We start from the raw sequence: 25438 nt of genomic DNA on the forward strand, positions 1-25438 counted from the left end.
TTCGTCGCATGACGCTACCGCGCGGCGCGCGGCCTGCCTAGCATGGCAGCCTTCATTGGCTTTGGGAACCTATGCCCATGCTTGCGCGTCTCCTGTTTGGTTTCTTGATACTTGCCCTGCCGATGGCGCCGGCCATGGCGGCCGATCCGCTGCTCGTCGAGCGCATCGACCTGGGCGACAACGGCCCCGATGTGCAGGCCTACAACCTGCAGGAGAGCGGGGCGCTGCGCGTGTTCGCGCGCTCGGCGGCCGGCTTCAAGCGCTCGCAGATCTTCTGGCAACGCCGCGGCGCGGATGGCGCCTGGCAGGCGCCCGAGCCTCTGCCGTTTGCCGATCCGCGCTGGCGCGATTCCGACCCCCATCTGGCGGGCGACGGCAAGACCCTGAGCTTCATCTCCGATCGCCCCGGCGCGGGCGAACAGGCCAGCGGCCAGCTCGATCTGTTCGAGGCCCGCCTGCTGGACGCCGCCGCGGGGCGCTGGACGGCGCCGCGCCGCCTGCCCGAGCCGCTGCAAAGCCCCGGCTATGAGCTCGGCCCCGAGCGCTATGGCGAACGCCTCTACTTCGCCTCCTACCGCGCCGGCGGGCCGGGCAAGTTGTCGATCTACCAGGCCGACCAGGAGACCGAGCCGCCGCAGGCCCTGCCCGCCCCCATCAACGAGGGCGAGGCCAACAGCGACTTCACGCTCAGCCCGGACGGCCGCCATGCGCTGTGGTGGAGCAGCCGCGCCGGCGCCGAGGGCGGCGGCGACCTCTACCTGGCCGAGCGGGTGGGCGAGCAGTTCGGCCCGGCGTTGCGCCTGCCCGCGCCCATCAACGGCCCGGGCTTCGAGTTCACGCCCTCGGTGAGCGCGGACGGCCGCTGGCTGCTGTTCGCCTCCACCCGTGCGGCGCCCGGTTCGGCCCCTGGGCTGGCGCATATGTACCGCGTCAGCTGGCCGGCGCTGCTGCAGGCCCTGGGCCCGCAGGCGCAGGCCTACAGCCGGGCCAGCCTGGCGGCGCGGGTGAGCGCGCTCTGGCAGGCCCTGGGCCATCAGGCGGGGCAGCCCGCCGACGTGGCGCGCATGGCGGCGCTGCTGCATCCGCAGGCGCGCATCTGGGGCCAGCAGCTGAATGCCGGCGCCAGCCGGCTGGATCTGCGCAGCTGGTCGGCCGAGGCCTTCCTGGCCGCCCTGCGCGAGCCCGCGCCGCGCGCCCTGCATGAATGTGAAATCCATCGCGAGCTGCGCCGCTACGCCGGCCAGGCCGAGGTCTACAGCGTGGTGGAATCGCGCCGCGACCCCGCGCGCGCCGAGGCCGAGTTCGTCGGCGTCAACAGCAGCCAATGGCAGCTGGGCCCGCAGGGCTGGCAGCTGCTGTCGCTGCACTACGCGCTGGAGCTGCCCGGCGAGGCATTGCCCGCCCACGCGGGGCGCAGCGGGCAATGCCTGGGCTAGCGCCCAGCTTTGTTTACGGCTTCATCAGCACCAGGCCGCGCCGCTGCAGCAGCGGCTGCAGCTGGGGGCCATGGCCGGTGAGCTTGCCGAACAGCGTCATCGCGTCCTCGCTGCCGCCGCGCGAGAGCAGGGCGGCGCGGAAGGCATCGCCGTTCTCGCGCTTGAGGCCGCCGTGGGCCTTGAACCATTCCACCGTGTTGGCGTCCAGCACCTCGCTCCACAGATAGGCGTAGTAGCCCACCGCATAGCCGCCCATGATGTGGCTGAAGTAGGGCGTGCGGTAGCGCGGCGGCACCGGCGCGAAGTCCACGCCCTCGTTCTTCAGCACCTGGGCCTCGAAGGCCATCACGTCCCGGGCGGCCGGCACCTCGGCCGGCTTGAGCTGGTGCCAGCGCTGGTCCAGGATGGTGGCGCTGAGGTACTCGGTGGTGGCAAAACCCTGGTTGAAGGCCTTCGCGGCCACCACCTTGTCCAAGAGCGCGCGCGGCATCGGCTCGCCGCTCTGGTGGTGGCGCGCGTAATGGGCCAGCACGCTGGGCCAGTCGGCCCACATCTCGTTCACCTGCGAGGGGTACTCGACGAAGTCGCGCGGCACGGCGGTGCCGGCGAAGCTGGGGTAGCGCACGTTCGAGAACATGCCGTGCAGCGCGTGGCCGAACTCGTGGAACAAGGTGTTGACCTCGTCCCAGCTCAGCAGCGTGGGCTGGCCCGCGGCCGGCGGCGGCACGTTCAGGTGGTTGGCGATCACCGGCAGCGTGCCCAGCAGCCGGCTCTGCGGCACATAGGCATTCGCCCAGGCGCCGCCGCGCTTGGAGGGGCGCGCATACATATCGGCCACGAAGATGGCCAGCTGCGAGCCGTCGGCATTGAAGACGTCGTAGACCGTCACGCTGGGGTGGTAGACCGGCAGGTCGTGGCGCTGCTTGAACGTCAGGCCGTAGAGCTGGCCGGCGGCGTAGAACACGCCGTTCTCCAGCACGTTCTTCAGCTCCAGATAGGGCTTGAGCTGGCTCTCGTCGAAACCATACTTGGCGGCGCGCAGCTTCTCGGCGTAGAAGGCCCAGTCCCAGGCGGCTAGCTTGAACGAAGGCTCATGGCGGGCCGCCTGCTCGGCATCGATGAGGGCCTGCAGCTCGCCGGCCTCGCGCTTCGCCGCGGCCACGGCGGCGGGCGCCAGCTGCCGCAGCAGGCCCATCACGGTGGCCGAAGACTTGGCGGTCTCCTCCTCCAGCACATAGTCGGCATGGGTCGCATAACCCAGCAACTGGGCGCGCTCGGCACGCAGGGCGGCGGTGCGCGCCACGCTGGCGGTGCTGTCCTGCGCATTGCCGCGGCTGCCGCGTGCGGCCGAGGCCTGGTAGAGGCGCTCGCGCAGCGCGCGGTTCTCCAGCTGGGCCAGCGCCGGCTGGCCGGTGGTGTTGAGCAGGGCGATCAGGTACTTGCCATCGCCGAGCCCGCGCGCCTTGGCGGCGGCCGCGGCATCGGCCAGCTGGGCGGGGCTGAGGCCGGCCAGCTCGGCGGCGCTGTCCACCACCAGGGCCGAGTCGTTCACCTCGGCCAGCACCTGCTGGTTGAAGCGTGCCGCCAACGTGGCCAGCTCGGCATTGATGGCCTTGATGCGGGCCTGCTGCGCCTCGCCCAGCTGGGCGCCGGCACGCACGAAATTGCGCTGGTAGCGCTCCAGCAGGCGCAGGCCCTCGGTGTCCAGGCCCAGCTGCTTGCGCTGGGCGTGGAGGGCCTGGATGCGCGCGAACAGCCTGGGGTTGAGCGAGACCGCGTCGCGATGCGCGGCCAGCTTGGCGGCGTACTCGGCCTGCAGCTTCAGGCGCGCCGGGTTGCTGTCGGCCCCCAGCAGGCTGAACAGCACGGTGGCGCTGCGCGCCAGGGTGCGGCCGCTCTGCTCCAGCGCCACGATGGTGTTCTCGAAGCTCGGCGGCGCCGGGTTGTCGGCAATCGCCTGCACCTCGGCCAGCTGCTCGGCCATGCCCTGGTCAAGCGCGGGCGCGAAGTCGCTGTCGCGGATCTGGTCGAAGGGCGGGTATTGCAGCGGCAGCTTGCTGGGGCTCAGCAGCGGGTTGGCCGGGGCCGGCTGGGAGACGGCGCCGGCGACGGCCAGCGCCGCCGCGGCCACGACGACGGTTTTGCGCAGTGCCCCTCTCATGGCTTGCCGCTCGCCAGCAGCGCTTCCAGCTGGTCCATCGCGCGGTTCATGCGGCGCACCAGGGCGCGGTAGGGTTCGGGCGAGGCCAGGTCCAGGCCGGCGGCGCGCGTCAGCGGGTAGGGGTCGGCCGAGCTGCCGGCCTTCAACATGGTGAAGTAGCGCTCGCGCAGCGCCAGGTCGCCCTTGGCCAACCCTTCGGCGAAGAAGGCCGCGGCGCTCACGCAGGTGGCGTACTGGTAGACGTAGAAGTCGCGGTAGAAATGCGGGATGTAGGCCCACTCGACACCGAACAGATCGTCGATCTTCACCACGCCCTGGTCGTGGCCGTGGTAGCGCTTCAGCAGGGTCAGATAGATCTTGCTGAGGCCCTCGCCGGTGATGGGCTCGCCCTTCTCGGCGGCCTCGTGCGCGGCCAGCTCGAACTCGGCAAACATGGCCTGGCGGAAGAAGGTGGTGCGCAGGTTGTCGAGCTGCTGGCTAAGCGCGAACACCTTCTCGTCGCGCGTCTTGGCATGCGCCACCATGTAGTCGGCCAGCAGCAGCTCGTTGGCGGTGGAGGGGATCTCGGCGATGAAGGTGGCGTAGCCCGAGTTCTCGTAGGGCTGCGAGTTGGAATACACCGAATGCATCGCATGGCCCCATTCATGCGCGAGCGTGGAGACGCTGTTGTAGTCCTGGTTGAAGCTCATCAGGAGATAGGGGTGCACGTCGTAGGCCGAGCCGTTCATGTAGGCGCCCGAGCGCTTGCCGCGCTGCGGCACCGAGTGCATCCAGTTCTGCTTGAAGGCATCGCCCAGCTGCTTCACATAGTCGGCGCCCAGCGGTTGCAGGGCGGCCAGCGTGAGCGCCTCGGCCTCGGCCTGGCTGTAGCTGCCCGAGGGCTTGGCCAGGGGCACGTACATGTCCTGGTAGCCGGCCTGCTGCAGCTTCAATACCTTGCTGCGCAGCTTCAGATAGCGGTGCAGGGTGGGCAGGCCGGCATTCGCCTCCTGCACCAGGCTGCGGTAGACCGCCTCGGGGATGTCGTACTCGCCCTGGGCCAGGGCCACGCTGCTCGCGTACTTGCGGGCGCGCGCGGTGAACACCGTGCCCTTCAGATTGGCCGCGTAGGTGGCGCCGATGGTGCGCTCATAGGCCTTGTAGACCGGCCAGAAGGCCTCGAACACCTGCTTGCGGATCTTGGGGTCGGCGTCGCTGCGGTAGGCCACATAGGTTTCCTGATCCAGCACCACCTGCTTGCCGCGGATGGTGATTTTGGGCCAGGGCAGGTCGGCGTTGGTGAGCAGGGAGTAGATCTGGCCGGGCTGCTGCATGGCCTCGGCGGCGCTGGCCAGCAGCGCCTCCTCCTTGGGGCTGAGCGTGTGCTCGGCCATGCGCAACATGGTGGTGAGGTTCTGGCGATGCTTGGCCAGGCCAGGCTCGGCGGCGATGAAGCCCTCGACCTTGGCGCGGCCGATCGCCGCCACCTCGGCGTTGACAAAGGAGATCGCCTCGCCGAACTGGTTGTCGAGCGAATCGGCCAGCTGGCGGCGCGCCTGGTTCTCGGTGATCTGGGTGTTCTCGTCGGCCTTCATGCCGGCATAGGACGAGAGCCGGTTGATGCGTCGGCGCAGTGCGGAGATCTGGTCCAGGCCGGCCAGCATGGCCCGGGCGCTGCCGCCCAGCGTGCCGTCCAGCGCCTTCAGCTTGGGCAGCTCGGCGGCCAGCGCCTGGCGCTCGGTCTCCCAGGCGGCATCGCTGGGGTAGAGCTGGCTCAGGTCCCAAAGCTGATTGCTCTGCTTGCTGGCGGTGGCGGGGCTGGCCGCGGTGGCGGCGGCAGCAGTGAACGGCAGGGACGCGCCCAGGGTAAGGGCGGCCGCCAGGGCGATGGTGGAGAGGCGCATGGGGAAGGGCTCCGGTAGGGGCAACGGGAATTCCTGGACGCGCAAGACTATGCGAGGCACCGCGATCTGCCAAAAGTCGCCGCGGTGCTTGCGCGTAATCCCCTAGGAAAACCGTTGCGGCGACGTCGGTGCGTCGCCACCGGCCCGGCCCTCAGACGTAGGCCTGCAGCGGCGGCGCCGCCACGGCCGCCATCGCGACACGCCGGGCGGCCAGGGCCGCGCGCTGGCTGCCGATGCTGCTGCCGGCACTGCTGCCGCTGCCGCTCCGCTCGAGTTTCAGCACCTCCGCCTGCCAGGGCAGGGCGTTGACGATGTTGTTCAGGTGCAGCAGGGCCTGGTCCGGCGTGAGGCGCAGGCCGTCGGCGCTGACCAGGCGGGCATTGGTGCTGATGCGCATCGGGTCGGCCAGGGCCACCACTTCGCGGCCCATGCGCAGCCAGGTCCAGGCGATGCCCACGCGCTGATGCGCTGTGCCCAAGGTGGCGGCCCAGAGCGTGATGCCCGACACGCATTTGTCGTTTCTGTCGCTGACAGACGATTGCAAATGTTGCAGGTGCGAGCACCATGCCGCACGCGCGTCGCCTTCCAGCTTGAGTGCGCGCCACGAGTTAATATCAAAAAGGCTTTCCGCGTTATTGCTCATCGAGTGGCCCCCTTCACGTCTCTGTCATGGTGGCTGCAGTCTCAAGGCGCAAGCCGCGTCCAACAACCTAGCAACCCTGCCAAGTCGACTTGGCACCAGATCTCTCCGCATGCGGCAACAGGACTACTTTGATGTGAGCCAGTCGGTGGACATTCAGGCGCTGGAAGCGAACCTGGTGGCCTTCGCCAATCACATGGATTTCGGTTTGGTGTCGGCCGTGCTGATGCATGGAGATCTGCAGTCTCCGGATGTGCGGGTGCGCTCGGTGAGCAATACGCCGCAGGCGTTCATGGAGATATCAACCAGCCTTGACGAGGCGCGTGGGGATCCGGTCATGCAGCGCCTGATGTCGCGCAGCATTCCCTTCATCTACGACCAGCGCCTGTATGCGGACAGTGGCGCCGGCGAGTTGTGGGAAGTGCAGGCTCCGTTTGGTTATTGCACGGGCATTGCAGTGGGGCTGCATCTGCCGGACAACCAGCATTTCATGCTGGGCGTGGATCGTCCCAAGCGGTTGCCTCGAAGCGAAAAGCAACTGACGCGCATGTTGGCGGACGTGCAATTGCTGGCCGTGCATGCGCAGGATGCTGCGCGGCGCTTGTTGGGTCCGGCTGTCATCGAAGCACCCAAGCTACCCGCGCTGACGCCGCGGGAGCTGGAATGCCTGAAGTGGACCATGGAGGGCAAGAGCGCCTGGGCCGTGGGGCAGATCCTGGCGATCAGTTCATCCGCGGTGAACTTCCACATCCAGAACGCGATGCGCAAGCTGGAGGTGAGCAGCAAGCACTCGGCGGTGCTGAAGTGCGTTAGCCTGGGAATCCTCTAGAACGCAGCTGTAACCGGCATCAAGCAGGTTTACAAGCTAGTCACCTTGATAGGTTACATGGGTGCGGTTTCCGCGGGACAGTTCATGCATCGCATGAACCAACCCTGAACGGAGCCCACCATGTCCCTCTTCGATCTGCTTCTTGAAGCCCTTGGCCTGCCCCGCAACGGCGGCTGAGCCCAATCCGGCCCGAGCCCCTCACTCCTCGGGCACAAAGATCCACAACAGCAGATAGGCCAGCACGCCGGTTCCGGCGCAGACGGCCATCAGCACAAAGCCCAGGCGCCAGATCCAGGATTCCAGTCCGGTGAGGCGCCCGAGGCCGGCGCAGACGCCACCCAGCCAGCGGTCGCTGCGGCTGCGGCGAAACGAGTTCACGGCCGCGCCTGACACATAGCCAGGTGCGTCGCCGTTGCTGCCACTGTCGCTACCTTCACCCAGCACGCGTGCCTTGGCCTTGGCGTACTCGGCGTCGCTCAGCTGCCCGTTGCGGTGCAGCTCGGCCAGGCGTTCCAGCTCGTTGCTCATGGACATGATGACGCTCCTCTCCACTTTCTAGTTGCTTGCACAGGTGACAGCTTGCCACGCCTGCACCTTAAGGCGCTGATGCCGCGCAAGCCATGCCGGCGCGACCAACTGCAGCCCCGCCCGTACAGGGGGTAGAAACCCGGGGTCATAGCTCGGGTTTGGCGCGCCCGGCCTTGACGCTGCTGCGTAGGCTCTTGCCCTCCAGGCGGCGTTGCTTGGAGCCCCAGGTGGGCTTGGTGGCGCGGCGCGCCTTGGGCGTGTGGGCCACGCTTTGCACCAGCTCGACCAGGCGTGCCACCGCCTCCTGGCGGTTCTGCTCCTGGCTGCGGCTGTCCTGGGCCTTGATGACGATCACGCCCTCGCCGGTGATGCGCTGATCGGAAAGCTTGAGCAGGCGCTCCTTGATCAGCGCCGGCAGGCTGGAACGGGCGATGTCGAAGCGCAGGTGGACGGCGCTGCTGACCTTGTTGACGTTCTGGCCGCCGGGGCCGCTGGCGCGGATGAAGCTGAAATCCAGCTCCCAATCGGCCGGCGTCCAGTCCAGCTTCATTCCAGGTGCTGCACCGTGACGGGCACGCGCCGGGTGATGGCGCACATCAGCTCATAGCCGATGGTGCCGGCGGCGCGGGCCACCTCGTCGATGGGCAGCAGCGAACCCTTGGGGCCCTGGCCCCACAGCGTCACCTCGCTGCCGAGGCCGGCATGGGGCAGCTCGGTGAGGTCCACCGCCAGCATGTCCATCGAGACACGGCCGACGGTGCGGCTGCGCTGCCCCTCCACCAGCACCGGCGTGCCGCTGCTGGCGTGGCGCGGGTAGCCGTCGGCATAGCCGCAGGCCACCGTGCCGATGCGCATCGGCGCCTCGGCCACGAAGCTGCTGCCGTAGCCCACCGAGTCGCCGGGCTGCAACTGCTGGATGCCGATCACCTTGGCGCGCAGCGTCATGGCGGGCCGGAGGTCCCAATGGTTCGCGTCGTGCTCAGGGTAGTCGGGCACGCCGCCGTAGCTCATGATGCCGGCGCGCACCCAGTCGGCCCGCACCTCGGTGAGCTGGTTGTATCGTAGAGTTGCGGCACTGTTTGAAAGCGAGCGCTCACCTGGCAGGTCGGCGGTGGCGGCCTGGAAGGCGGCCACCTGGTGGGCGATGCCGTCCTTGCCGAAGCGCTGCGCGTCGGCATCGGAGAAATGCGTCATGAGCGAAATCTCGTCCACCTGGGGCAGGGCGTTGAGGCGCGTCCAGGCGGCGCGGAAGGCCTGTGGCGTGAAGCCCAGGCGGTTCATGCCGCTGTTCATCTTCAGGAAGACGCGGTGCGGCTCGTGCGTCTTGTGCATCGCCAGCCAGTCGATCTGCTGCTCGCAATGCACCGCGTGCCAGAGCTTGAGGCGCGAGCAGAGCTCCAGGTCGCGCGCCTCGAAGCAACCCTCCAGCAGCAGGATGGGGCCGCGCCAGTCGAGTTCGCGCAGGCGGCGCGCCTCGTCCAGGTCCAGGCAGGCAAAGCCGTCGGCGGCGCGCAGGCCCTCGAAGGCGGCCTCGATGCCATGGCCATAGGCATTCGCCTTGACGACCGCCCAGACCTGGGCGTCGGGGGCACAGGCGCGCGCGCGGGCCAGGTTGTGGGCGAGGGCGGAAACGTGGATCAGGGCTTCAATCGGGCGTGGCATGGGCGGGATTGTGGCATCGGCGGCGGCGTGCTTAACACACGCGCAATGGACGGTGACGTCATGCCCCCCAAAGGTGTGCATGCTATAAACCCGCCGCAGTGCTGCCCGCTTGTGACTGATGCCGGGGGCCGGCTACCGATCTCCGCAGTTCCAAGCTTGGGTACATGAAAAAAGGTTTCTACACCATCATGTCGGCGCAGTTTTTCAGCTCGCTGGCTGATAACGCGTTGCTGGTGGGCGCCATTGAGTTACTCAAGTCCTCCGGCGCGCCGGCCTGGCAGGTGCCGGCCCTGGCGCCGATGTTTGCGCTCTTCTATGTGATCCTGGCGCCCCTGGTGGGCGCTTTTGCCGATGCCGCGCCCAAGGGCAAGGTGATGTTCTATTCAAACAGCATCAAGGTGCTGGGCTGTTTGATGATGCTGTTCGGTGGCCACCCGCTGCTGGCCTATGCCATCGTGGGCCTGGGTGCGGCGGCCTACTCGCCCGCCAAGTACGGCATCCTCACCGAGCTGCTGCCACCCTCGCAGCTGGTGAAGGCGAATGGCTGGATCGAGGGCCTGACGGTGGGCTCCATCATCATGGGCGTGCTGTTGGGCGGCCAGCTGGTGGGCCCGCGCCTCTCGCACCTGCTGCTGGGCTTCGATTTCCCCTTTGTGGACACCGGCGTGGACACCCCGCCCGAGGCGGCCATCGCCTCCATGATCGTGCTCTACATCATCGCGGCGCTGTTCAATCTGCGCATTCCGCGCACCGAGGCGCCGCTGCAGCCCATGAGCGCCAACGCGCTGGAGCTGGTGCGCGACTTCAGCCAGTGCAATGCCAAGCTGTGGAGCGACAAGCTGGGCCAGATCTCGCTGGCCTCCACCACCCTGGTGTGGGGCGTGTCGGGCAATATGCGCGTGATCGTGTTCCCCTGGGCCGCCGCGGCGCTGGGCTACAGCACCACGCAAGCGTCTTCGCTGGCGGGCGTGGTGGTGATCGGCACGGCGGTGAGCGCGGTGGTCGCCTCGCTGATGATGCGGCTGGACCGCGCCACCAACCTGATCCCGCTGGGCATCGTGATGGGCCTCTTGATGCTGGGCCTGAACTTCATCACCAATCTCTACCTGGCGATTCCCTTCCTGGTGCTGCTGGGCGCCACGGTGGGCTATCTGGTGGTGCCGATGAATGCGCTGCTGCAGCACCGCGGCCACAACCTGATGGGCGCGGGCCGCTCGATCGCGGTGCAGAACTTCAACGAGCAGGCCTGCATCCTGGGCCTGGGCGCCTTCTACACCGCGCTCACCAAGTTCGGCATGTCGGCCTTCGGCGCCATCACCATCTTCGGCCTGGTGGTGGCCGGCTGCATGTGGATGATCCGCCGCTGGCACCAGAGCAACTGCATCAAGCACCGCGACGAGGTCGAGCGCCTGCTGGCGATCGCCCGCACCGACCAGCATTGAAAGACGGGGGGGCAGGTCTTGCCCCCTGCGCCTGGCCTTACTTCTGCTTCAGCAACACCGCCTGGATGTGCTCGCTCCAGGCCCGTGCAATCTTGAAGCAGCCGCTGTGGTTGAGGTGGATCTCGTTGTGCCAGTCGCCGCTCACGCCGGTGGCGTCGGGGGCGGCCAGGGCCAGCGGCACGGTGGTGGAGTCGAACACATGCAGGCCCGGGAAGTTCTCCTTGTCGGCCGCCATGCTCTTGAGCAGCTGGGCCAGGTGCGAGACCATCAGCCGGCTTACCGCCAGCCAGTCGGCCGACGGGATGGCATAGGCCTTCAGCGTCGGATAGAGCCAGGGGCCGGAGGATTCGCCGCCGGCCGGGCGCGGCTTGGGCACCGCATAGCAATGCATGAAGACCGGGCGGCCGGCCGACGGGCCCTGGTCGCGCAGCGTCAGCAGATGCTTGACGTTGGTGCGCAGGTACTCGGCATAGGTGGCCCAGCCGGGTTCGGAGAAATAGCGCGCCACGCCCTGCGAGGGCGGGCCCCATTCGGTCTGTCGGCGCAGCAGGCGCAGGTGCAGGGCCACGTCTTGCCCGTCGGGCGTGTGGGCGGGGGTCTGGGCCGCCTCGATCAGGTCGTTGCCGCCCACCGAGAGCAGGATGCCGCTCCAGGCCGGGCGGGTGGCGTCGGTGAGCAGCTGCACGAAGTCGGGCGCCGCCTCCAGGTCCACCATATGGGCGAGCGCGTCGCTCTGGCCGGCGCAGTTCACCGCCACGGTGGGCTCGGCAAACATCAGTTCCTGCAGCAGATTGGCATGCGCGTTCAGTTTCGCCGAGGCGTTGGAGAACCAGGAATCCCCTTGCGCCAGCAAGCGCCAGCGGTACGCGCCGAGATCGGGCGCGGCGGCGGACTTCAGATCCGCGGGGGTATGGCAGGCCAAATGGTCCAAGAGCAGCTCTCCCTAGGTCTTGCAAGACGTCAAGTGCGGCAGGTGAATGGGTCGTGCACGGCGCCCCGATTGGACTGCCTCGCCGCTCGGGAGCGCCATGCTATAAACCCTGGGCATTGTTGGCTGGCTCGCGCAGGATTAGCCAGTCCCTTTTGTGAGTTACCCGGCTGTTTTTTTGCGGGTTGTTGCGGCGAGCCAACCGGGCCGGCGCCCTGATGTGCGAGTTGCGCCGATGCCGTTTCTTGGATTGATCTTCAACGCCCTGGTCTGGGGGCTGTCGTGGTGGCCGTTCCGGCAGTTCCAGGCCGCCGGCATGCACCCGCTGTGGACCACGGTGCTGCTCTACACGCTCAGCTGGCTGGTGATCTGCATCGTCAACCGCGACGCCTGGCGCGAGTTCCTCGCCAGCCCGGCGCTGTGGGTCGTGATGCTGGCCGCGGGCGCCACCAACACCTTCTTCAACTGGGGCGTGGCCACCGGCGATGTGGTGCGGGTGGTGCTGCTGTTCTATCTGATGCCGCTGTGGGCGGTGCTGCTGGCGCGCCTGATCCTGGGCGAGCACCTCACCCGTCTGGCGCTGCTGCGCATGGCCCTGGCGCTGGGCGGCGCGGCCACCATGCTGGCGCCGGCCGGGGGCGGCATGCCCTTGCCGGCCAGCCTGGCCGACTGGCTGGGCGTGGTGGGCGGCATGTGCTTCGCGCTCAACAACGTGATGCTGCGCCGCGAGGCCGCGCGCGGCGCCCATGCCCGCGCGCTGGCCATGTTTACCGGCGGCGTGCTGGTGGCGGGCGCCTCGGCCAGCCTGATGGTGAGCCAGGGCCTGGCGGCCTGGCCCAGCCTGCCCGGGCCGCTCTGGCTGCTGCCGCTGGCCGGCATGGCGGTGCTGTTCTTCCTCTCCAACCTCTCGCTGCAGTACGGCGCGGCGCGCCTGCCGGCCAACGTCACCGCCATCGTGATGCTGATCGAGGTGCCGGCAGCGGCCATCTCGGCGCTGCTCTGGGGCGGCGGCCAGCTGGACGCCAAGACCGCCATCGGCGGCCTGTGCATCGTGGGCGCGGCCCTGCTGTCAGCACTGGAAGGTCGCAAAAGCTAATATCTCCGCTCCCAACAGGAGCAACAGATATGGCCCAAAGCGTCTACGACTTCAGCGCCCTTTCCATCACCGGCCAGCCGGCCGAGCTGGCCAGCCAGCGCGGCAAGGTGCTGCTGATCGTCAACACCGCCAGCGCCTGCGGCTTCACGCCCCAGTTCAAGGGCCTGGAGCAGCTCTGGAAGGACTACGCCGAGCAGGGCCTGGTGGTGGTGGGCTTCCCCAGCAACGAGTTCGGTGCCCAGGACCCCGGCAGCAACGACGAGATCGCCTCCTTCTGCGAGCTCAACTACGGCGTGAGCTTCCCGATGATGGCCAAGGTCGAGGTGAATGGCGCCAAGGCGCATCCGCTGTGGCAATGGCTCAAGGGCGAAAAGCCCGGCATCCTCGGCACCGAGGGCATCAAGTGGAACTTCACCAAGTTCCTGGTGGGCCGCGATGGCCAGGTGCTCAAGCGCTACGCGCCCAACGACGAACCCGAGAAGCTGCGCAAGGACATCGAGCGCGCGCTGGCGGCCAAGCTCAAGGCCTGAGGCTGCCGTCGCGCAGCCGCCGCCGCAGGCGCGACAGCGCCACCTCGGTGATGCCCAGATAGCTCGCCACTTGTTTCTGCGCCAGCCGCTGCGCCAATGCCGGCTCGTCGGCCAGGAAGCGCTGGTAGCGTGCGGTCGCGTCCAGCATCAGCAGCTGCTGCTCGCGCAGGGTCTGGCGCGCCAGGCCGGCGGCCAGGCCCTGCAGGATCAGCTCCAGCGCCTGTGGCCAGGCGCGCTGCAGGGCTTGCAGCGCCGGCCCCGAGAGCTCCACCAGCTCGCTGGGCTCCAGCGCCTCCACCATGCCGGCCGCTGGCGCCGCCGCGCCGGGTAGGCCCAGCCATTGCAGCTCCGGGTAGAAGGCGTGATTGCGCTCGCGCCCCTGGGCATCCAGGAACACGCTGCGCAGCAGGCCCTGCTCGACCCAGGCCAGGCCCTCGCCCGGCCAGCGCTGGCCGCGCGCCAGGCGCCGCCGCGGCAAGGCCTGCCATTGCGCCAGGCGTGCGGCGTCCTGTTGAAGCCAGTCGAGAAAGGCGGGCCCGCACACGGGGCAGGGTGTCGTCATGAACCTGGGTTAATGCAGTGAGGGGCGGGGCGTCCGAGCATCATGCCCCATGAACACCTCCCTCTTCTTCTTCCCGCGCGGCGGCTGGAACTGGCCGCACCTGAGTCTGCTGCTGGCGCTGCCGGCCTATGCCTGGCTCGCCGGCCGGCTCGGCTGGCAGGCCGATCTCATCCTCACCTTCGGCACGCTCGCCGGCCTGGCCTGGCTGATGCTGTGGGAGCGCCTGCGGCCGGCGCGGCCCGACTGGCAGGCCAGCGCCGCCGAGCTGGCCCGCGACCTGGGCGCGCTGGGCGTCAACGCCCTGGTCGACGCCGCCGCCGGCCTGCTCATCGCCGGCGCGGCGCTGCACTGGCAGGCCGCCCGCGCGCAGCCGGGCCTGGCGCAAGACCTGACCCCGGTGCTGGCCCTGCCGCTGGCGGTAGCGCTGGGCGAGCTGGGGCCCTATTGGCTGCACCGCGCCGCGCACCGCCTGCCCTGGCTGTGGCGCTTTCATGCCCTGCACCATTGGCCGGCGGCGCTGAACGCCAGCAACAGCGTGCTGGTGCATCCCGTCAACCTGCTGTGGAACAAGTTCGCGCGCGTCGCGCCCTGGTTGCTGTTGGGCTTTAGCGCCGAGGCGATGCTGTGGGCGGCGCTCTTCATCCAGCTGCAGTCGCTGGCGGTGCACGCCAATCTGCGCGGCAGCCTGGGGCCCTTGAACTGGCTGATCGGCAGCGCCGAGCTGCACCGCTGGCACCACAGCGTGCAGGCCGCCGAGGCGCACAACTACGGCACCGCGCTGCCGCTGTGGGACCAGCTGTTCGGCAGCTTTGTGCATCGGCCGGGCGCGCGGCCGGCGCGGGTGGGCTGGCTGGCCGGCGCCGTGCGCCCGCGACGGGCGCCCTATCTGGGCTGCTGCTGAGCGCGCCGCAACGAAATCCGGGGCGCGCACCTGCCCTGTAAGCTCTGTCAGGTGGACGCCGGCGGGGCCGCCGCCTAAGGTCTCTGGCACGGGCAGCCTGGCCCGGCAGGGAGGGCGATATGAGCAACAAGCAGCTGGTGGCGGGCATCCTGCCCTTGGGTGATGGCATGGCCACCGCCGAGCTACCTGAACAACTGCGCGCCACGGCACGCTCGGTGGGGTTGTGCCTGTCGGGCGGGGGCAGCCGCGCGCTCAGCTGCGCGATGGGCCAGCTGCGCGGCCTGCGCGCGCTGGGCAAGCTCGACCAGCTGTTCGCGATCTCCTCGGTGTCGGGCGGCACCTGGGCCAACAGCCTGTTCACCTACCTGCCCGAGCGCATCAGCGACGACGACTTCCTCGGCCGGCCGGTGCTGAACCCCGGCGCGCTGACCCTGCTGCTGGGTCCCAACCGGCTCGACCACCTGCCGCCCAACAACCTGGGCTGGGTGCCCACGCGGCTGGGCCTGTTCAGCGATCTCGACGCCATCCTGGAGCTGAAGGCGCGCTACGGCTATGCCAACGACGATCTCTGGCAGGGCCTGATCGGCGAGCGCATCCTCAAGCCCTATGGCCTGTGGCAGCCCGACGGCAGCGGCTTCGATCCGCGCTACTTCAGCTGGACCTCGGCCTATCTGCATGCCGGCAACGGCATCCTCGCGCGCAACCCGGGCCTGTCGGCGCGCGACTTCGTCTGCGTGGAGCGCCGCCGCCCCTTCCCGATCTTCAACACCGCGCTGTTCAACAACGATGGCGCGACGGCCGACCTGATCCCCTTCGAGTGCAACTTCCAGCTCGGCGTGCGGCAGTTCTTCCCGGCCGCGCCGGAGCAGCTTGGCGCGATCGGCGGCGGCCTGCTGGACAGCTTTGCGATGGGCAGCGACTACCTGGCCGAGGCCACGCCCGGCCAGGTCGACACCAGCCTGCCGGCGCGCGCCTTTGCGCTCAATGACATCGCCGGCTGCAGCAGCGCGGCCTTTGCCCAGGCGCTGGAGGAACAGTACCCCGAGCTGTCCGGCCTGGTGCCGCGTTATGCCTACTGGCCGGTGGGCGACCGCCGCCGCCAGCCGGCCCACCACTACCGCTTTGCCGATGGTGGCAGCCTGGAGAACCTGGGCGTCAACGCGATGCTGGCGCGCGGCCTGCGGCGCCTGATCGTGTGCGTCAACACCGACGAGCCGCTGGGCCGCGATGCCGGCAGCGGCGAGATCATCGTCTCCAGCGATCTGCCGCCGCTGTTCGGCCTGCAGCCCTACCAGCCCGGCCTGGGCTATGTGCCCTATGGCCCCAGCCAGCCGGGCCAGGGGCCGACGCGGCAGTACCGCCACAGCCAGGTCTTCCCGACGGCCAGCTTCGCCGCCCTCAAGTCCGGCCTGTACGCGGCGCGCCAGGCCGGCGGCGCCATCCTGCTGCGCCAGACCCTGCCGGTGCTGCCGAACCGCTGGTTCGACGTGCCGGGCCAGGACGCGGTGGAGATCCTGTGGGTCTACAACGACTTCGTCGCCAGCTGGTGGAACCAGCTGGCCGAGGACGTGCGCCTGGCCATCGACGTCGAGGGCCTCGGCCAGTTCCCGCGCTACAACACCTTCACCCAGCTCGAGCTCAGCGCCGTGCTGGTGAACGCGCTGGCGCATCTGAGCTGCTGGTGCCTCGCGTCGGATTCCACCCTGGGCAATCCGGGTGGCCTCAGCAATGCACAGATGGTCGGCGCGATGTTCGATTGAGCCAGCGGCCGCAAGGATTCCACCATGACAAGCATCCGTACCCTGCTGCCGCTGGCCCTGCTGCTGAGCGCCTGCGCCGGCCCCCCGACGCCCATCCCCAGCGGCACGCCCGTGCCGGATGCGGCGGGGCCGCTCAAGGTGGTCAACCTGGATCAGGGTTGGGACGAACAGACCCAGCTCGCCTTCTGGTTCTCCACCCAGGGCTCACGCATCGTGCCCTACCGCTGGTTCCTGGCGCTGGAGCAGGCCGACAGCGATGCGCCCTTCCGCAGCGATGCCAATATCGAGCGCTTCGGCTATCTGCCGGCCCGGCCGGGGCCGGGGCGCTGGAACCCGGATGGGCTGCCCATCGGCTTCACCAAGACGGCCGAGCAGGCCGGCCAGGCCTGGATGGGCCTGAGCTGCGCGGCCTGCCACACCACCCAGCTCAACATCAAGGGCGTGGGCCTGCGCATCGACGGCGGCCCCGCCATGGCGGACTTCAATCTCTTCTTCGGCGAGCTGGTGGCGGCACTCGCGGCCACGCGCGACGACCCCGCCAAGTTCGCGCGCTTTGCCCAGCGGGTGCTGGGCGAGGCGGCCAGCGCGGCGCAGCAGCAGGCCCTGCGCGAGGCCCTGGTCAAGCAGCTGGCCGATAGCAGCGCGCGCCTGACGCTCAACAAGCCCGGCCACCCGCCCGGCCATGCGCGCCTGGATGCCTTCGGCAATATCTTCAACGAGGTGCTGGTGGTGGCCCTGAACGAGCCCGCCAATGCGCGCCCGCCGGATGCGCCGGTCTCCTATCCCTTCCTCTGGGACACGCCGCAGCACGACGTGGTGCAGTGGAACGGCTCGGCGCCCAACGGCCCCTTCGGGCTGGGCGAGCTGACGCGCAATGTCGGCGAGGTGCTGGGCGTGTTCGGCGGCTTGCGCGTCAGCGACTGCGGCAAGGACAGCTGCAGCTATCCGAACCATGTGGACATCCGCCAGCTCGGCGAGCTGGAAGGCTGGGTGCGCAGCCTCTGGTCGCCGCAATGGAGTGCGCAGTACCTCGGCCCGCTGGATGCCGCCATGCGGCAGCGCGGCCAGCAGATCTACCAGGCCCAGTGCCTGGGCTGCCATGCCAGCATCGAGCGCACCGACCCCTTCCGCCGCGTCACCGCGCAGCTGCGCGATGTCGGCAGCGACCCGGCCATGGCCACCGCCGCCGCCATGCGCGTGGCCAAGACCGGGCCGCTGCAGGGCACGCTGTCCCTGCCCACCCTGCAGCGCTACGGCGCCGAGGCGGGTGGCGGGCCGCTCACGGTGCAGGGTGCGGTGGGCGTGCTGCTGGGCGACAAGGACGCCACGCTGGCGGCCCTGCTGAGCCAGTTCGACGCCCAGCTGCGCGACGAGTTGCGCGGCGGTGCCAGCGTGGCCAGCATGGCCGCCGATGCGCGCCGCCCCAGCGCGCAGATGCTGGCCCAGGCGCTGGGCGGCGGCTCCAGCGCCCATGCCGCGAATCGCGCCGCGGCACCCGCGCCGGCGCCCAATGCCATCTACAAGGCCAGGCCGCTGAACGGCATCTGGGCCACCGCCCCCTATCTGCACAATGGCTCGGTGCCCACGCTCTGGGAGCTGCTGCAGCCGCCGGCGCAGCGCATGCGCAGCTTCCAGGTGGGCAGCCGCGCGTTCGATGCGCAGCGGGTGGGCTTCGACACCCAGCAAGGCCCGTATCGCTTCGACACCACCCTGCCCGGCAATGGCAATGGCGGGCACGCCTACGGCACCGCGCTCAGCGAGAGCCAGAAGCGGGATCTGCTCGAATATCTGAAGTCGCTCTGAGGGCCAGCCGACCATAGGCCAGGCGCAGGCGGCCGGCCGCGGCGGCCGCGCGCAGCAGCTGGTTGACGGTCTGGCGCGAGACATTGGCCAGCGCCGCCAGCTCGGTCTGGGTGGCGCGAAAGCTCAGCCAGCCCGCGTCGTCGGGCGCCTGGCCGGCGCCGCGCTCGCGCGCCAGCTGGGCCAGCGCCAGCTCGAAACGCTCGGCCGCGCTGCGGTGGCGCGCCGCTTCCAGCAGGCGCAGCGTGCCCTCATAGCGCAGCGCGAATTCGCGCATCAGCGCGCGCGCAAAGCCGGGCAGCTCGTCCATCGCGTAGCGGTAGGCCTCGGGGCCGAACACCAGCACGCGGCTGGCACGCAGCGCCACCGCCTCGTAGTTGGAGGGCTGGCCGGTGACGAAGGCGGCGAGCCCGAACAGGCGCGGCGCGCGCACATGCTCCAGCACCGAGACGCGGCCGTCGGCGGCGCTCAGACGCGCGCCGATCTCGCCCTGCAGCACGGCATAGAAGGCCTGGGTGCGCTGGCCCTGCGCGAACAGGCCCGCGCCCGCGGCGAGGCGCCGCACCGGCAGCAGGCGCTGCAGCGCCTGCAGCTGCGCCGCGTCGGGCGCGAGCTGCGGGAAGTTGCCCTGCAGCACGCGCAGCAGCTCGGCGCCGCCGCTGGCCCGCATTCAGTAGCGCTCCAGGATGCGCTTCCAGCTGCCGTCCTGCTGCATGAGCTGGAAGCTGCGTTCCAGGCGGGCCAGCTCGGCCAGCCAGGGGGAGCGCTTGGACAGCACCACAAAGGGCGTCTCGCCCTTGAGGCAGAAGGGCTGGCGCAGCAACGCCAGCTTCAACTCGGCCAGCAGCGCGCGCGCCTGGCGCTCCGGTATCACCACCACCTCGATGCGCTCGCGCGCCAGCATCTCCAGCGCGGCGCGGTAGTCGTTCACCTCGGTGCGCGACAGGCCGGCGGCGGCATTGTCGAACTCGGCGCCGTAGCGCTTGCCGCGGTGCACCGCCAGCATGCGGCCCTGCAGGTCCTGCAGGCTGTTGATGGGCCGGGCCCCCGGGCGGGTGTAGAAGCATTTGTCCTCGGCCGGCAGCTCGATGCGGCTGTAGTGCAGGAAGCGCTCGCGTTCCAGCGAGCGCAGCGGTCCCATCATCAGATCGGCCTCGCCCTGTTCCATCATCAGAAAGGCGCGCGCCGAGGGCACCTCGCTGAACTGCAGGGCCCAGCCCAGGCGGCGCGCCGCCTCCTTCAGCAGCTCGTAGTACAGGCCGCCGCCGTCCTCGCCCTGGAAGCTGCGGTAGGGCGGGTCGCTGCTGCCGACCACGCGCAGCGGCGCCGTGGTCTGCGCGGCAGCCGGCAGGCACAGCAGCGCCAGGCCGGCCAGGGTGGATCCAAGCCATGCGCGTAGCCGGGCGGGCAGGAATTGCATGCGGCCAGTCTAGCCGCGGAAATGTCGGATAACCGACATTTCCGCGCCGGGCGCCGGCCTAAGCTCTTGCCCATGCCATACCGCTCCGCCGCATCCACCGAAACCGCCGCCGCATCCATCGACTGGGTGCGCCAGTACCGCCACTTCGCCACGCACGAATGCAGCCAGGACCCGCTCTATGTGGCGATCTGCCTGGCGGTGGCCGACAGCCCCGAGTTGCTGGCCCTGATGCAGCAGGTGCCGGCCACGCAGGCGCGCCCCAATCTGCTGCTGGCGGCCCTGCACGAACGCGTGCTGGCCGGCGTGGCCCATGCGCTGGCCGACTACTACCCCAGCGTGGGGGGCACGCGGCCGCCGGATGCGGCGCTGCCGGCGCAGCTGCTGGACTTTGCGCGCCAGCAGCACCCGGCCCTGCTGGCCCATCTGCGCGGCCGCGCCACCCAGACCAACGAGATCGGCCGCTGCGCCGTGCTGTGGCCGGCGCTGCAGCGGCTGGCGGCGCTGAGCGGTCGCCGCGAACTGGCGCTGTTCGATTTCGGCAGCAGCGCCGGCCTGAACCTGGGCGTGGACCGCTACCACTACGACTACGGGCCCTTCCAGCGTGGCGCAAGACCTGACCCCGAGCGACCCCGCATCGCCTGCCGCTGGCTCGGCGAGGCGCCGCCGCCGCCGGTCGAGTTCGAGCTGGTGGCGCGCCTGGGCGTGGACCTGGCGCCGGTCGACCTGCTGGACGAGGATGGCGTGCGCTGGCTGCGCGCCTGCCTGTGGCCGCAGGACCGTGCGCGCGCCCAGCGCCTGGATCAGGCACTGGCGCTGGCGCGCGCGGCCGGCCCCGCCGTCGAGCGCCATGCCGACGGCCTGGACCGGCTGGAGCGCTGGCTGGACGAGCTGCCCGCCGGCGTGCAGCCGGTGCTGTTCAACTCCTGGGTGCTGGCCTATTTCGAGCCGGCGGCGCTGGCGCGCTACCAGGCGCGCGTGGCCGAGCTGGTGCGCGCGCGCGGCCTGGCCTGGATCAGCGCCGAGGCCGCCGAGCTGCGGCCCGCGGGCCTGGCGCAGCCGCCCGCCGTGCAGGCGGTGCAGGGCGGGCCTCAGCAGACCGCCACGCTCTGGAGCCTGCAGTGGCGCGAGGCCCAGGCCTTGCGCCAGCGCGCACTGGCCTGGTCGCATGCGCATGGGCAATGGCTGCAATGGCTGGATGCTTGAGCGGCTTCAGGAGGCTTCCCGCACGCGCGTGATCTGCACGCTGACGATCTGCCAGCGTCCGCCGCGGCGCACATAGACGTCGATGTAGCGGTAATGGCTGGTGAATGGCTTGCCATCGTGGCTGCCCTGCATGCGTGTGCGGCCGCTCAGCAGGGCGGTGTCGCCGTAGAGCCGGATCTCGAAGTCCTCCACCGCGTAGGGTGCGATGCGCAGCTTGGGCGACATCAGCCCCTCGACGAAGCTGCGCTTGTCCTCAATGTCGGCGTCGGCGTCGATCTGGCGGAAGTCCTCCGCCATGTTCGCCTCGATGGCGGCGCGGTCCTGGCGCACGATGGCCTCGTCCCAGGCCTTGGCCTGGCGGCGCAGCTGCGCGATGTCGGCGGCGCGCGGGCGCGCCAGGGCGGGCGCCGCGCCCAGCGCCAGGGTGGCGGCGGCCAACAGCCGGCGACGTGTGTTGCTGCTCATGGGCATTCCTTGAGGGACAGGCTCATCGAGGTATAGCCGAGGCTGTGCCCGTCGATGCGAAACATATCGGGCCGCTCGCCCACCGCGGCGAAGCCGCAGCGCCGGTAGAGCGCCACGGCCGCGGCATTCTGACTCAGCACCTGCAGGTCCAGCCAGGCCAGGCCGGTCTGCCTTGCCCAGTCGGTGGCCAGGGTCAGCAGGCTCGCGCCCAGGCCGCGGCGGCGCTGGTCCTGGCGCACGCCCATGCCCAGCAGGCAGCGGTGCTCGGTGTGCGGCTCGGGGTGGGCACGCAGGTCCACATGCGCGCAGATCCGGCCGGCCGGGTCGCGTGCCACCCAGGCGCGGCGCCAGCCGGGTCCGTCCAGCGGCCGCTGCAGGGCCTGGCGGAAGGCGTCGGCGCGCTCGGGCGCGAACACCGAGTGAGCGCGCGCCAGCGGCTGGAAGTAGCCGCTCGGCGGCAGGCCGTTCTCCTGCAGATGCAGGTTCAGGTAGACGGAAAAGGCGTCAAAGTCCCGAGGATCCAGGGGGGTGATGCTTTTCATGCGGCGTAACAAGGCAGGCAAGGGACCAGGCGCGTCGGGTGGCGGGCGAATGCCTGGCATTCTGCAGCAGCCCGAACGTCGATAATGCGGGCAGCTAAACCCGGAGTCCCGCCATGTTCCAACACGTCGACGCCTACGCAGGCGACCCCATCCTGAGCCTGAACGAAGCCTTCCAGAAGGACACGCGCCCGGGCAAGATCAACCTGTCGATCGGCATCTACTTCGACAACGACGGCAAGATCCCGATGCTGGACTCGGTGCGCAAGGCCGAGCTGGAGGTGGTGGCCGCGGCCGGTCCGCGCCCCTATCTGCCGATGGAAGGCGCGGCGAACTTCCGCAGCGCGGTGCAGGAGCTGCTGTTCGGCAAGGGCCACCCCGCCATCGCGGCCGGCCGCATCGTCACCATCCAGGGCGTGGGCTCGAGCGGCGGCCTCAAGGTCGGCGCCGACTTCATCAAGCGCTACTTCCCCGACAGCGCCATCTATGTGAGCGACCCCACCTGGGACAACCACCGCGCCGTCTTCGAGGGCTCGGGCATCACCGTCAAGACCTACCCCTATTACGACGCGGCCACCGGCGGCCTGCGCTTCGCCGAGCTGCTGGACGCGATGCGCGCCCTGCCGGCCAAGAGCGTGGTGCTGCTGCATGCCTGCTGCCACAACCCCACCGGCGTGGACCTGACGCCGCTGCAATGGGACGAGCTGATCCCGGTGCTGAAGGAGCGCCAGCTGCTGCCCTTCCTGGACCTGGCCTACCAGGGCTATGGCGACGGCATCGAGGAAGACGCCTTCGCGATCCGCGCCATGGCCGATGCCGGCCTGGCCTTCTTCGTCGCCAACAGCTTCTCCAAGAGCATGAGCTTGTATGGCGAGCGCTGCGGTGCGCTCAGCGTGGTGTGCCCCGACGCGGCCCAGGCCGTCAACGTGCTGGGTCAGCTCAAGTTCATGATCCGCCGCAACTACTCCAACCCGCCCATGCATGGCGGCCAGATCGTCGCCAAGGTGCTGAGCACGCCCGAGCTGCGCAGCCTGTGGGAGGGCGAGGTGAGCGAGATGCGCGACCGCATCCACCAGATGCGCAACGCCCTCTACGAGGTGCTGAGCGCCAAGCTGCCGGGCCGCAACTTCGACTACTTCCTGACCCAGCGCGGCATGTTCAGCTACACCGGCCTCACGCCCGCCCAGGTGGACCGCCTGAAGGACGAGTTCGCCGTCTACCTGGTGCGCTCGGGCCGCATGTGCGTGGCGGGCCTGAACACCGGCAACGTCGAGGCCACCGCCAACGCGATGGCCGCGGTGCTGGCGTGAGCTGGCGCAGGCTTGCCAACCGGGCGGCGGTGTCCGCCCTGGGCGTGAGCCTGATGTTCCTGATCGGGCCGCGCAACCCCGAGGCGGCCCTGGAGCCCCCGGCGGCGCAGACCCCGCCGCCCGCCAGCCTGGAGGCGCTCGACGCGCACCTGGCGGCGCGCGAGGCGGCGCTGGGCAACGTCATCCCGGGCACCGAGAAGCGCATCGTCTGGGGCGCCGGCGGCAAGCAGCGCGCGCCCTGGGCGGTGGTATTCCTGCATGGCTTCAGCGCCAGCCGCCAGGAGCTCGCGCCCCTGCCCGAGCTGGTGGCGCAAGGCCTGGGCGGCCATGTCTTCTACACCCGCCTGGCCGGCCATGGCCAGCCCGGCGAGGCCCTCGGCAAGGCCACCGTGGCCGACTGGAAGGCCGACGCGCTGGAGGCGCTGGCGATCGGCCAGCTGCTGGGCGAGCGCGTGCTGGTGATCGGCAACTCCACCGGCGCGACCCTGGCGGCCTGGCTGGCGCAGCAGGAGGCGGCGCGCCAGGTCGCGGCCTATGTGATGGTGTCGCCAAACTTCGGCCCCAAGGATCCCTGGGCCCAGGTCATCAACTGGCCCTGGGGCCGGCAGCTGGCGCGTCTGGTGCAGGGCCCCGAGCGCAGCTACCCGCCGCGCAGCGAGCTGAAGGCGCGCTACTGGACGCACCGCTATCCCACCGAGGCGCTGTTCCCGATGATGGCGCTGGTGGACCATGTGCACCGCAGCCCGCTGGAGTGGATACAGGCACCGCTGCTGATGCTGGTCTCGCCGCGTGATTCGGTGATCTCGGTGGAGGCGGCGCAGGCGGCCTTCCGCCGCTTCGGCAGCCCTGCCAAGAAGCTCATCGAGGTGAACTACAGCGAGTCGCTGGGCCAGCACATCCTCGCCGGCGACATCGAGGCCCCCAAGGCGAGCGCGCCGATGGCGCAGCAGATACTGGACTTCGTGCGCGCGCAGCCCTGAGCCTGCATGCATAGGTAGAAGTTATGGGAGCCGCCCTGGCTTTCATTGGCTGGCCGCAGCCCGAATCCGTAACCTGCCGGCATGTCGATGAAACATGTGGTGGTGATAGGCGGCGGGGTGGTGGGTCTGACGAGCGCCTGGTGCCTGGCCGAGGCCGGCCACCGGGTCAGCCTGGTGGAGCGCGAGCCGGTGCTGGCGAATGGCGCGAGCCGCGCCAACGGGGGGCAGCTCAGCTACCGTTACGTCTCGCCGCTGGCCGATGAGGGCGTGCCGCTGAAGGCCTTGCGCTGGCTGCTCGATCCCGACGGGCCGCTGCGCTTCAAGCCCGAGGCCAGCTGGCAGCAATGGAGCTGGCTGGCCGCCTTCCTGGCCAAATGCCGCGGGCCGGTGAACCGGCGCACCACCGCGCGCCTGCTGGCCCTGGGCGCCTACAGCCGCGATTCGTTTGCGCACTTGCAGCAGCGCGCGCAGCTGCAGGCGATTGCCCTGCGCAGCCCCGGCAAGCTGGTGGTCTACCGCAAGCCGGCCGAGTTCGGCCGCGTGGCGGCGCGCCTGCGCGCCAGCACCGCCACCGACGACGGCGCCGAGCGCGCCCTCAGCCACGACGAATGCGTGGCGCTGGAGCCGGCGCTGGCGCACAGCCCGGCCGAGCTGGCCGGCGGCATCTTCAGCGAGGGCGAGGCGGTGGCCGACTGCCATGCGCTCTCGCTCGCACTGGCCGAGCGCCTGCGCAGCCATCCCAACTTCCGTGGCTGCGTGCATGCCGAGGTGCAGGGCTTCAGCCTCGATCAGGCACATGGGCGGGTGCGGGCCTTGCGCACGAACGTGGGCGAGATCGGTGGCGACGAGTTCGTGCTCGCCGCCGGTCTGCAAAGCCGTGCGTTGGCGGCCGAGCTGGGCATCAAGCTGCCCATCTATCCGCTCAAGGGCTACAGCCTGACCGCGCCGATCGCCGCCGACCATCTGCCGCCGGTGGTGAGCGTGACCGACTTCGAGAAGAAGATCCTCTATGCGCGCATCGGCGAGCAGCTGCGCGTCGCCGCGATGGTGGATCTGGTGGGCGAGGACCTGCGCATCGACCCCGGCCGCATCGCCTCGCTGCAGCGTGCGGTGCGCGCCATGTTCCCGCGCGCCGCCGATTACGATCGCGCCGAGACCTGGGCCGGCCTGCGCCCCGCCACCCCCAGTGGCGCGCCGCTGCTGGGCGCCACCCCGGTGCCCGGGCTGTGGCTCAATGTGGGCCATGGTGCCTTGGGCTTCACCTTCTCGTTCGGTTCGGCGCGCATCGTGGCCGAGCTGGTGTCGGGCCGCACTAGCCCGCTGAGCCTGGACGGCCTGCAACTGCCACGACGATGACAGCAGC

At 69.9% G+C, this 25438-nt stretch carries 24 protein-coding genes; 12 read left to right on the top strand and 12 right to left on the bottom strand.

Translation table 11 applies throughout. The annotated features are described in order from the left end of the window. Positions 1-77 precede the first annotated feature (77 nt). A complete protein-coding gene (locus tag PFX98_RS08240) occupies positions 78-1436 on the top strand; it encodes a hypothetical protein (RefSeq protein ID WP_285234710.1) in 1359 nt (452 codons plus the stop codon). A gap of 13 nt (positions 1437-1449) precedes the next feature. On the opposite strand, the gene PFX98_RS08245 is transcribed toward PFX98_RS08240, so the two are convergent. The 3 genes from PFX98_RS08245 to PFX98_RS08255 form a co-directional block, all read right to left on the bottom strand. Next, complete coding sequence (locus PFX98_RS08245) at positions 1450-3597, bottom strand: M3 family metallopeptidase (protein WP_285234711.1); 2148 nt, start codon at positions 3595-3597, stop codon at positions 1450-1452. Next, positions 3594-5480: an oligoendopeptidase F gene (pepF, locus tag PFX98_RS08250; protein WP_285234712.1), complete on the bottom strand. Its 1887-nt coding sequence runs from the start codon at positions 5478-5480 to the stop codon at positions 3594-3596. Before pepF ends, PFX98_RS08245 begins: the two co-directional genes overlap by 4 nt. 151 nt (positions 5481-5631) lie before the next feature. Next, positions 5632-5988 (bottom strand): hypothetical protein, encoded by a 357-nt coding sequence (locus tag PFX98_RS08255; RefSeq protein WP_285234713.1) that lies wholly within the window; start codon positions 5986-5988, stop codon positions 5632-5634. A 244-nt stretch (positions 5989-6232) separates the two neighbouring features. Here PFX98_RS08255 and PFX98_RS08260 point away from each other — a divergent pair, with 244 nt between their 5' ends. Next, a complete protein-coding gene (locus PFX98_RS08260; RefSeq protein WP_285234714.1) occupies positions 6233-6949 on the top strand; it encodes a helix-turn-helix transcriptional regulator in 717 nt (238 codons plus the stop codon). Between the two features lie 198 nt (positions 6950-7147). Here PFX98_RS08260 and PFX98_RS08265 read toward each other — a convergent pair whose 3' ends face one another. From PFX98_RS08265 to alr, 3 genes are all read right to left on the bottom strand, one after another. Beyond that, on the bottom strand, positions 7148-7483 hold the full coding sequence (locus PFX98_RS08265) for a PspC domain-containing protein (RefSeq protein ID WP_285234715.1): 336 nt from the start codon (positions 7481-7483) through the stop codon (positions 7148-7150). A gap of 139 nt (positions 7484-7622) precedes the next feature. Then, positions 7623-8027 (bottom strand): alternative ribosome rescue aminoacyl-tRNA hydrolase ArfB, encoded by a 405-nt coding sequence (gene arfB / locus PFX98_RS08270; protein WP_285234716.1) that lies wholly within the window; start codon positions 8025-8027, stop codon positions 7623-7625. After that, a complete protein-coding gene (gene alr / locus PFX98_RS08275; RefSeq protein ID WP_285234717.1) occupies positions 8024-9139 on the bottom strand; it encodes an alanine racemase in 1116 nt (371 codons plus the stop codon). The genes arfB and alr overlap by 4 nt, the downstream gene beginning before the upstream one ends. Positions 9140-9303: 164 nt before the next feature. Between alr and lplT the strand changes: the two genes are divergently transcribed. Then, on the top strand, positions 9304-10581 hold the full coding sequence (gene lplT / locus PFX98_RS08280) for a lysophospholipid transporter LplT (RefSeq protein ID WP_285234718.1): 1278 nt from the start codon (positions 9304-9306) through the stop codon (positions 10579-10581). Positions 10582-10618: 37 nt separating this feature from the next. Here the strand turns inward: lplT and PFX98_RS08285 are convergent, their stop codons facing one another. After that, positions 10619-11512, bottom strand: coding sequence for a hypothetical protein (locus PFX98_RS08285; RefSeq protein WP_285234719.1), 894 nt, complete (start codon positions 11510-11512; stop codon positions 10619-10621). Positions 11513-11744: 232 nt separating this feature from the next. Here PFX98_RS08285 and PFX98_RS08290 point away from each other — a divergent pair, with 232 nt between their 5' ends. Both PFX98_RS08290 and PFX98_RS08295 read left to right on the top strand, forming a co-directional pair. Continuing rightward, the gene (locus PFX98_RS08290) at positions 11745-12605 is read left to right on the top strand and encodes a DMT family transporter (protein WP_285234720.1); all 861 of its coding nucleotides are present in this window, start codon (positions 11745-11747) and stop codon (positions 12603-12605) included. Positions 12606-12634: 29 nt separating this feature from the next. Next, positions 12635-13135: a glutathione peroxidase gene (locus PFX98_RS08295; protein ID WP_285234721.1), complete on the top strand. Its 501-nt coding sequence runs from the start codon at positions 12635-12637 to the stop codon at positions 13133-13135. Here PFX98_RS08295 and PFX98_RS08300 read toward each other — a convergent pair. Continuing rightward, positions 13125-13697, bottom strand: a complete 573-nt coding sequence (locus tag PFX98_RS08300; protein WP_285234722.1) for a Crp/Fnr family transcriptional regulator — start codon at positions 13695-13697, stop codon at positions 13125-13127. The two genes, PFX98_RS08295 and PFX98_RS08300, sit on opposite strands and share 11 nt — an antisense overlap. A 49-nt stretch (positions 13698-13746) precedes the next feature. Between PFX98_RS08300 and PFX98_RS08305 the strand changes: the two genes are divergently transcribed. The 3 genes from PFX98_RS08305 to PFX98_RS08315 all read left to right on the top strand — a co-directional run bounded on the left by PFX98_RS08305 (position 13747) and on the right by PFX98_RS08315 (position 18161). Next, the gene (locus PFX98_RS08305; protein WP_285234723.1) at positions 13747-14598 is read left to right on the top strand and encodes a sterol desaturase family protein; all 852 of its coding nucleotides are present in this window, start codon (positions 13747-13749) and stop codon (positions 14596-14598) included. A 119-nt stretch (positions 14599-14717) separates the two neighbouring features. Then, entirely contained in the window at positions 14718-16358 is a 1641-nt protein-coding gene (locus PFX98_RS08310) for a hypothetical protein (protein ID WP_285234724.1), read from the top strand. A 24-nt stretch (positions 16359-16382) separates the two neighbouring features. Continuing rightward, positions 16383-18161 carry a di-heme-cytochrome C peroxidase gene (locus tag PFX98_RS08315; RefSeq protein WP_285234725.1) on the top strand — a complete coding sequence of 593 codons (1779 nt, stop codon included), beginning with the start codon at positions 16383-16385 and terminating at the stop codon, positions 18159-18161. Here the strand turns inward: PFX98_RS08315 and PFX98_RS08320 are convergent. Together PFX98_RS08320 and PFX98_RS08325 are read right to left on the bottom strand one after the other, a co-directional pair. Beyond that, positions 18112-18828, bottom strand: coding sequence for a Crp/Fnr family transcriptional regulator (locus PFX98_RS08320; RefSeq protein WP_285234726.1), 717 nt, complete (start codon positions 18826-18828; stop codon positions 18112-18114). The two genes, PFX98_RS08315 and PFX98_RS08320, sit on opposite strands and share 50 nt — an antisense overlap. Then, positions 18829-19578, bottom strand: coding sequence for a substrate-binding periplasmic protein (locus PFX98_RS08325; protein WP_285234727.1), 750 nt, complete (start codon positions 19576-19578; stop codon positions 18829-18831). A gap of 72 nt (positions 19579-19650) precedes the next feature. On the opposite strand from PFX98_RS08325, the gene PFX98_RS08330 reads away from it, so the two are divergent. After that, complete coding sequence (locus PFX98_RS08330; protein WP_285234728.1) at positions 19651-20781, top strand: DUF2332 domain-containing protein; 1131 nt, start codon at positions 19651-19653, stop codon at positions 20779-20781. Positions 20782-20787: 6 nt separating this feature from the next. On the opposite strand, the gene PFX98_RS08335 is transcribed toward PFX98_RS08330, so the two are convergent. Both PFX98_RS08335 and PFX98_RS08340 read right to left on the bottom strand, forming a co-directional pair. Continuing rightward, on the bottom strand, positions 20788-21246 hold the full coding sequence (locus PFX98_RS08335) for a nuclear transport factor 2 family protein (protein ID WP_285234729.1): 459 nt from the start codon (positions 21244-21246) through the stop codon (positions 20788-20790). After that, positions 21243-21788: a GNAT family N-acetyltransferase gene (locus PFX98_RS08340; RefSeq protein WP_285234730.1), complete on the bottom strand. Its 546-nt coding sequence runs from the start codon at positions 21786-21788 to the stop codon at positions 21243-21245. The genes PFX98_RS08335 and PFX98_RS08340 overlap by 4 nt, the downstream gene beginning before the upstream one ends. Positions 21789-21901: 113 nt before the next feature. On the opposite strand from PFX98_RS08340, the gene PFX98_RS08345 reads away from it, so the two are divergent. From PFX98_RS08345 to PFX98_RS08355, 3 genes are all read left to right on the top strand, one after another. Continuing rightward, entirely contained in the window at positions 21902-23095 is a 1194-nt protein-coding gene (locus PFX98_RS08345; RefSeq protein ID WP_285234731.1) for an amino acid aminotransferase, read from the top strand. After that, positions 23092-24075 carry an alpha/beta hydrolase gene (locus tag PFX98_RS08350; RefSeq protein ID WP_285234732.1) on the top strand — a complete coding sequence of 328 codons (984 nt, stop codon included), beginning with the start codon at positions 23092-23094 and terminating at the stop codon, positions 24073-24075. Before PFX98_RS08345 ends, PFX98_RS08350 begins: the two co-directional genes overlap by 4 nt. 81 nt (positions 24076-24156) lie before the next feature. Continuing rightward, complete coding sequence (locus tag PFX98_RS08355; RefSeq protein ID WP_285234733.1) at positions 24157-25431, top strand: D-amino acid dehydrogenase; 1275 nt, start codon at positions 24157-24159, stop codon at positions 25429-25431. Positions 25432-25438: the final 7 nt, after the last annotated feature.

The sequence above is a fragment of the Paucibacter sediminis genome (genome assembly GCF_030254645.1).
In the GTDB taxonomy this organism is placed as follows: domain Bacteria; phylum Pseudomonadota; class Gammaproteobacteria; order Burkholderiales; family Burkholderiaceae_C; genus Paucibacter_B; species Paucibacter_B sediminis.

What these genes read in the sequence shown, in the direction of transcription:
- PFX98_RS08355 (WP_285234733.1), top strand. Translation starts at nt 24,157, where the DNA reads ATGTCGATGAAACATGTGGTGGTGATAGGCGGCGGGGTGGTGGGTCTG.
- PFX98_RS08240 (WP_285234710.1), top strand. Translation starts at nt 78, where the DNA reads ATGCTTGCGCGTCTCCTGTTTGGTTTCTTGATACTTGCCCTGCCGATG.
- PFX98_RS08260 (WP_285234714.1), top strand. Translation starts at nt 6,233, where the DNA reads ATGCGGCAACAGGACTACTTTGATGTGAGCCAGTCGGTGGACATTCAG.
- PFX98_RS08245 (WP_285234711.1), bottom strand. Translation starts at nt 3,597, where the DNA reads ATGAGAGGGGCACTGCGCAAAACCGTCGTCGTGGCCGCGGCGGCGCTG.
- lplT (WP_285234718.1), top strand. Translation starts at nt 9,304, where the DNA reads ATGAAAAAAGGTTTCTACACCATCATGTCGGCGCAGTTTTTCAGCTCG.
- PFX98_RS08335 (WP_285234729.1), bottom strand. Translation starts at nt 21,246, where the DNA reads ATGAGCAGCAACACACGTCGCCGGCTGTTGGCCGCCGCCACCCTGGCG.
- PFX98_RS08265 (WP_285234715.1), bottom strand. Translation starts at nt 7,483, where the DNA reads ATGTCCATGAGCAACGAGCTGGAACGCCTGGCCGAGCTGCACCGCAAC.
- PFX98_RS08340 (WP_285234730.1), bottom strand. Translation starts at nt 21,788, where the DNA reads ATGAAAAGCATCACCCCCCTGGATCCTCGGGACTTTGACGCCTTTTCC.
- PFX98_RS08295 (WP_285234721.1), top strand. Translation starts at nt 12,635, where the DNA reads ATGGCCCAAAGCGTCTACGACTTCAGCGCCCTTTCCATCACCGGCCAG.
- alr (WP_285234717.1), bottom strand. Translation starts at nt 9,139, where the DNA reads ATGCCACGCCCGATTGAAGCCCTGATCCACGTTTCCGCCCTCGCCCAC.
- PFX98_RS08290 (WP_285234720.1), top strand. Translation starts at nt 11,745, where the DNA reads ATGCCGTTTCTTGGATTGATCTTCAACGCCCTGGTCTGGGGGCTGTCG.
- PFX98_RS08345 (WP_285234731.1), top strand. Translation starts at nt 21,902, where the DNA reads ATGTTCCAACACGTCGACGCCTACGCAGGCGACCCCATCCTGAGCCTG.
- PFX98_RS08305 (WP_285234723.1), top strand. Translation starts at nt 13,747, where the DNA reads ATGAACACCTCCCTCTTCTTCTTCCCGCGCGGCGGCTGGAACTGGCCG.
- PFX98_RS08325 (WP_285234727.1), bottom strand. Translation starts at nt 19,578, where the DNA reads ATGCAATTCCTGCCCGCCCGGCTACGCGCATGGCTTGGATCCACCCTG.
- pepF (WP_285234712.1), bottom strand. Translation starts at nt 5,480, where the DNA reads ATGCGCCTCTCCACCATCGCCCTGGCGGCCGCCCTTACCCTGGGCGCG.
- PFX98_RS08310 (WP_285234724.1), top strand. Translation starts at nt 14,718, where the DNA reads ATGAGCAACAAGCAGCTGGTGGCGGGCATCCTGCCCTTGGGTGATGGC.
- PFX98_RS08315 (WP_285234725.1), top strand. Translation starts at nt 16,383, where the DNA reads ATGACAAGCATCCGTACCCTGCTGCCGCTGGCCCTGCTGCTGAGCGCC.
- arfB (WP_285234716.1), bottom strand. Translation starts at nt 8,027, where the DNA reads ATGAAGCTGGACTGGACGCCGGCCGATTGGGAGCTGGATTTCAGCTTC.
- PFX98_RS08300 (WP_285234722.1), bottom strand. Translation starts at nt 13,697, where the DNA reads ATGACGACACCCTGCCCCGTGTGCGGGCCCGCCTTTCTCGACTGGCTT.
- PFX98_RS08330 (WP_285234728.1), top strand. Translation starts at nt 19,651, where the DNA reads ATGCCATACCGCTCCGCCGCATCCACCGAAACCGCCGCCGCATCCATC.
- PFX98_RS08320 (WP_285234726.1), bottom strand. Translation starts at nt 18,828, where the DNA reads ATGCGGGCCAGCGGCGGCGCCGAGCTGCTGCGCGTGCTGCAGGGCAAC.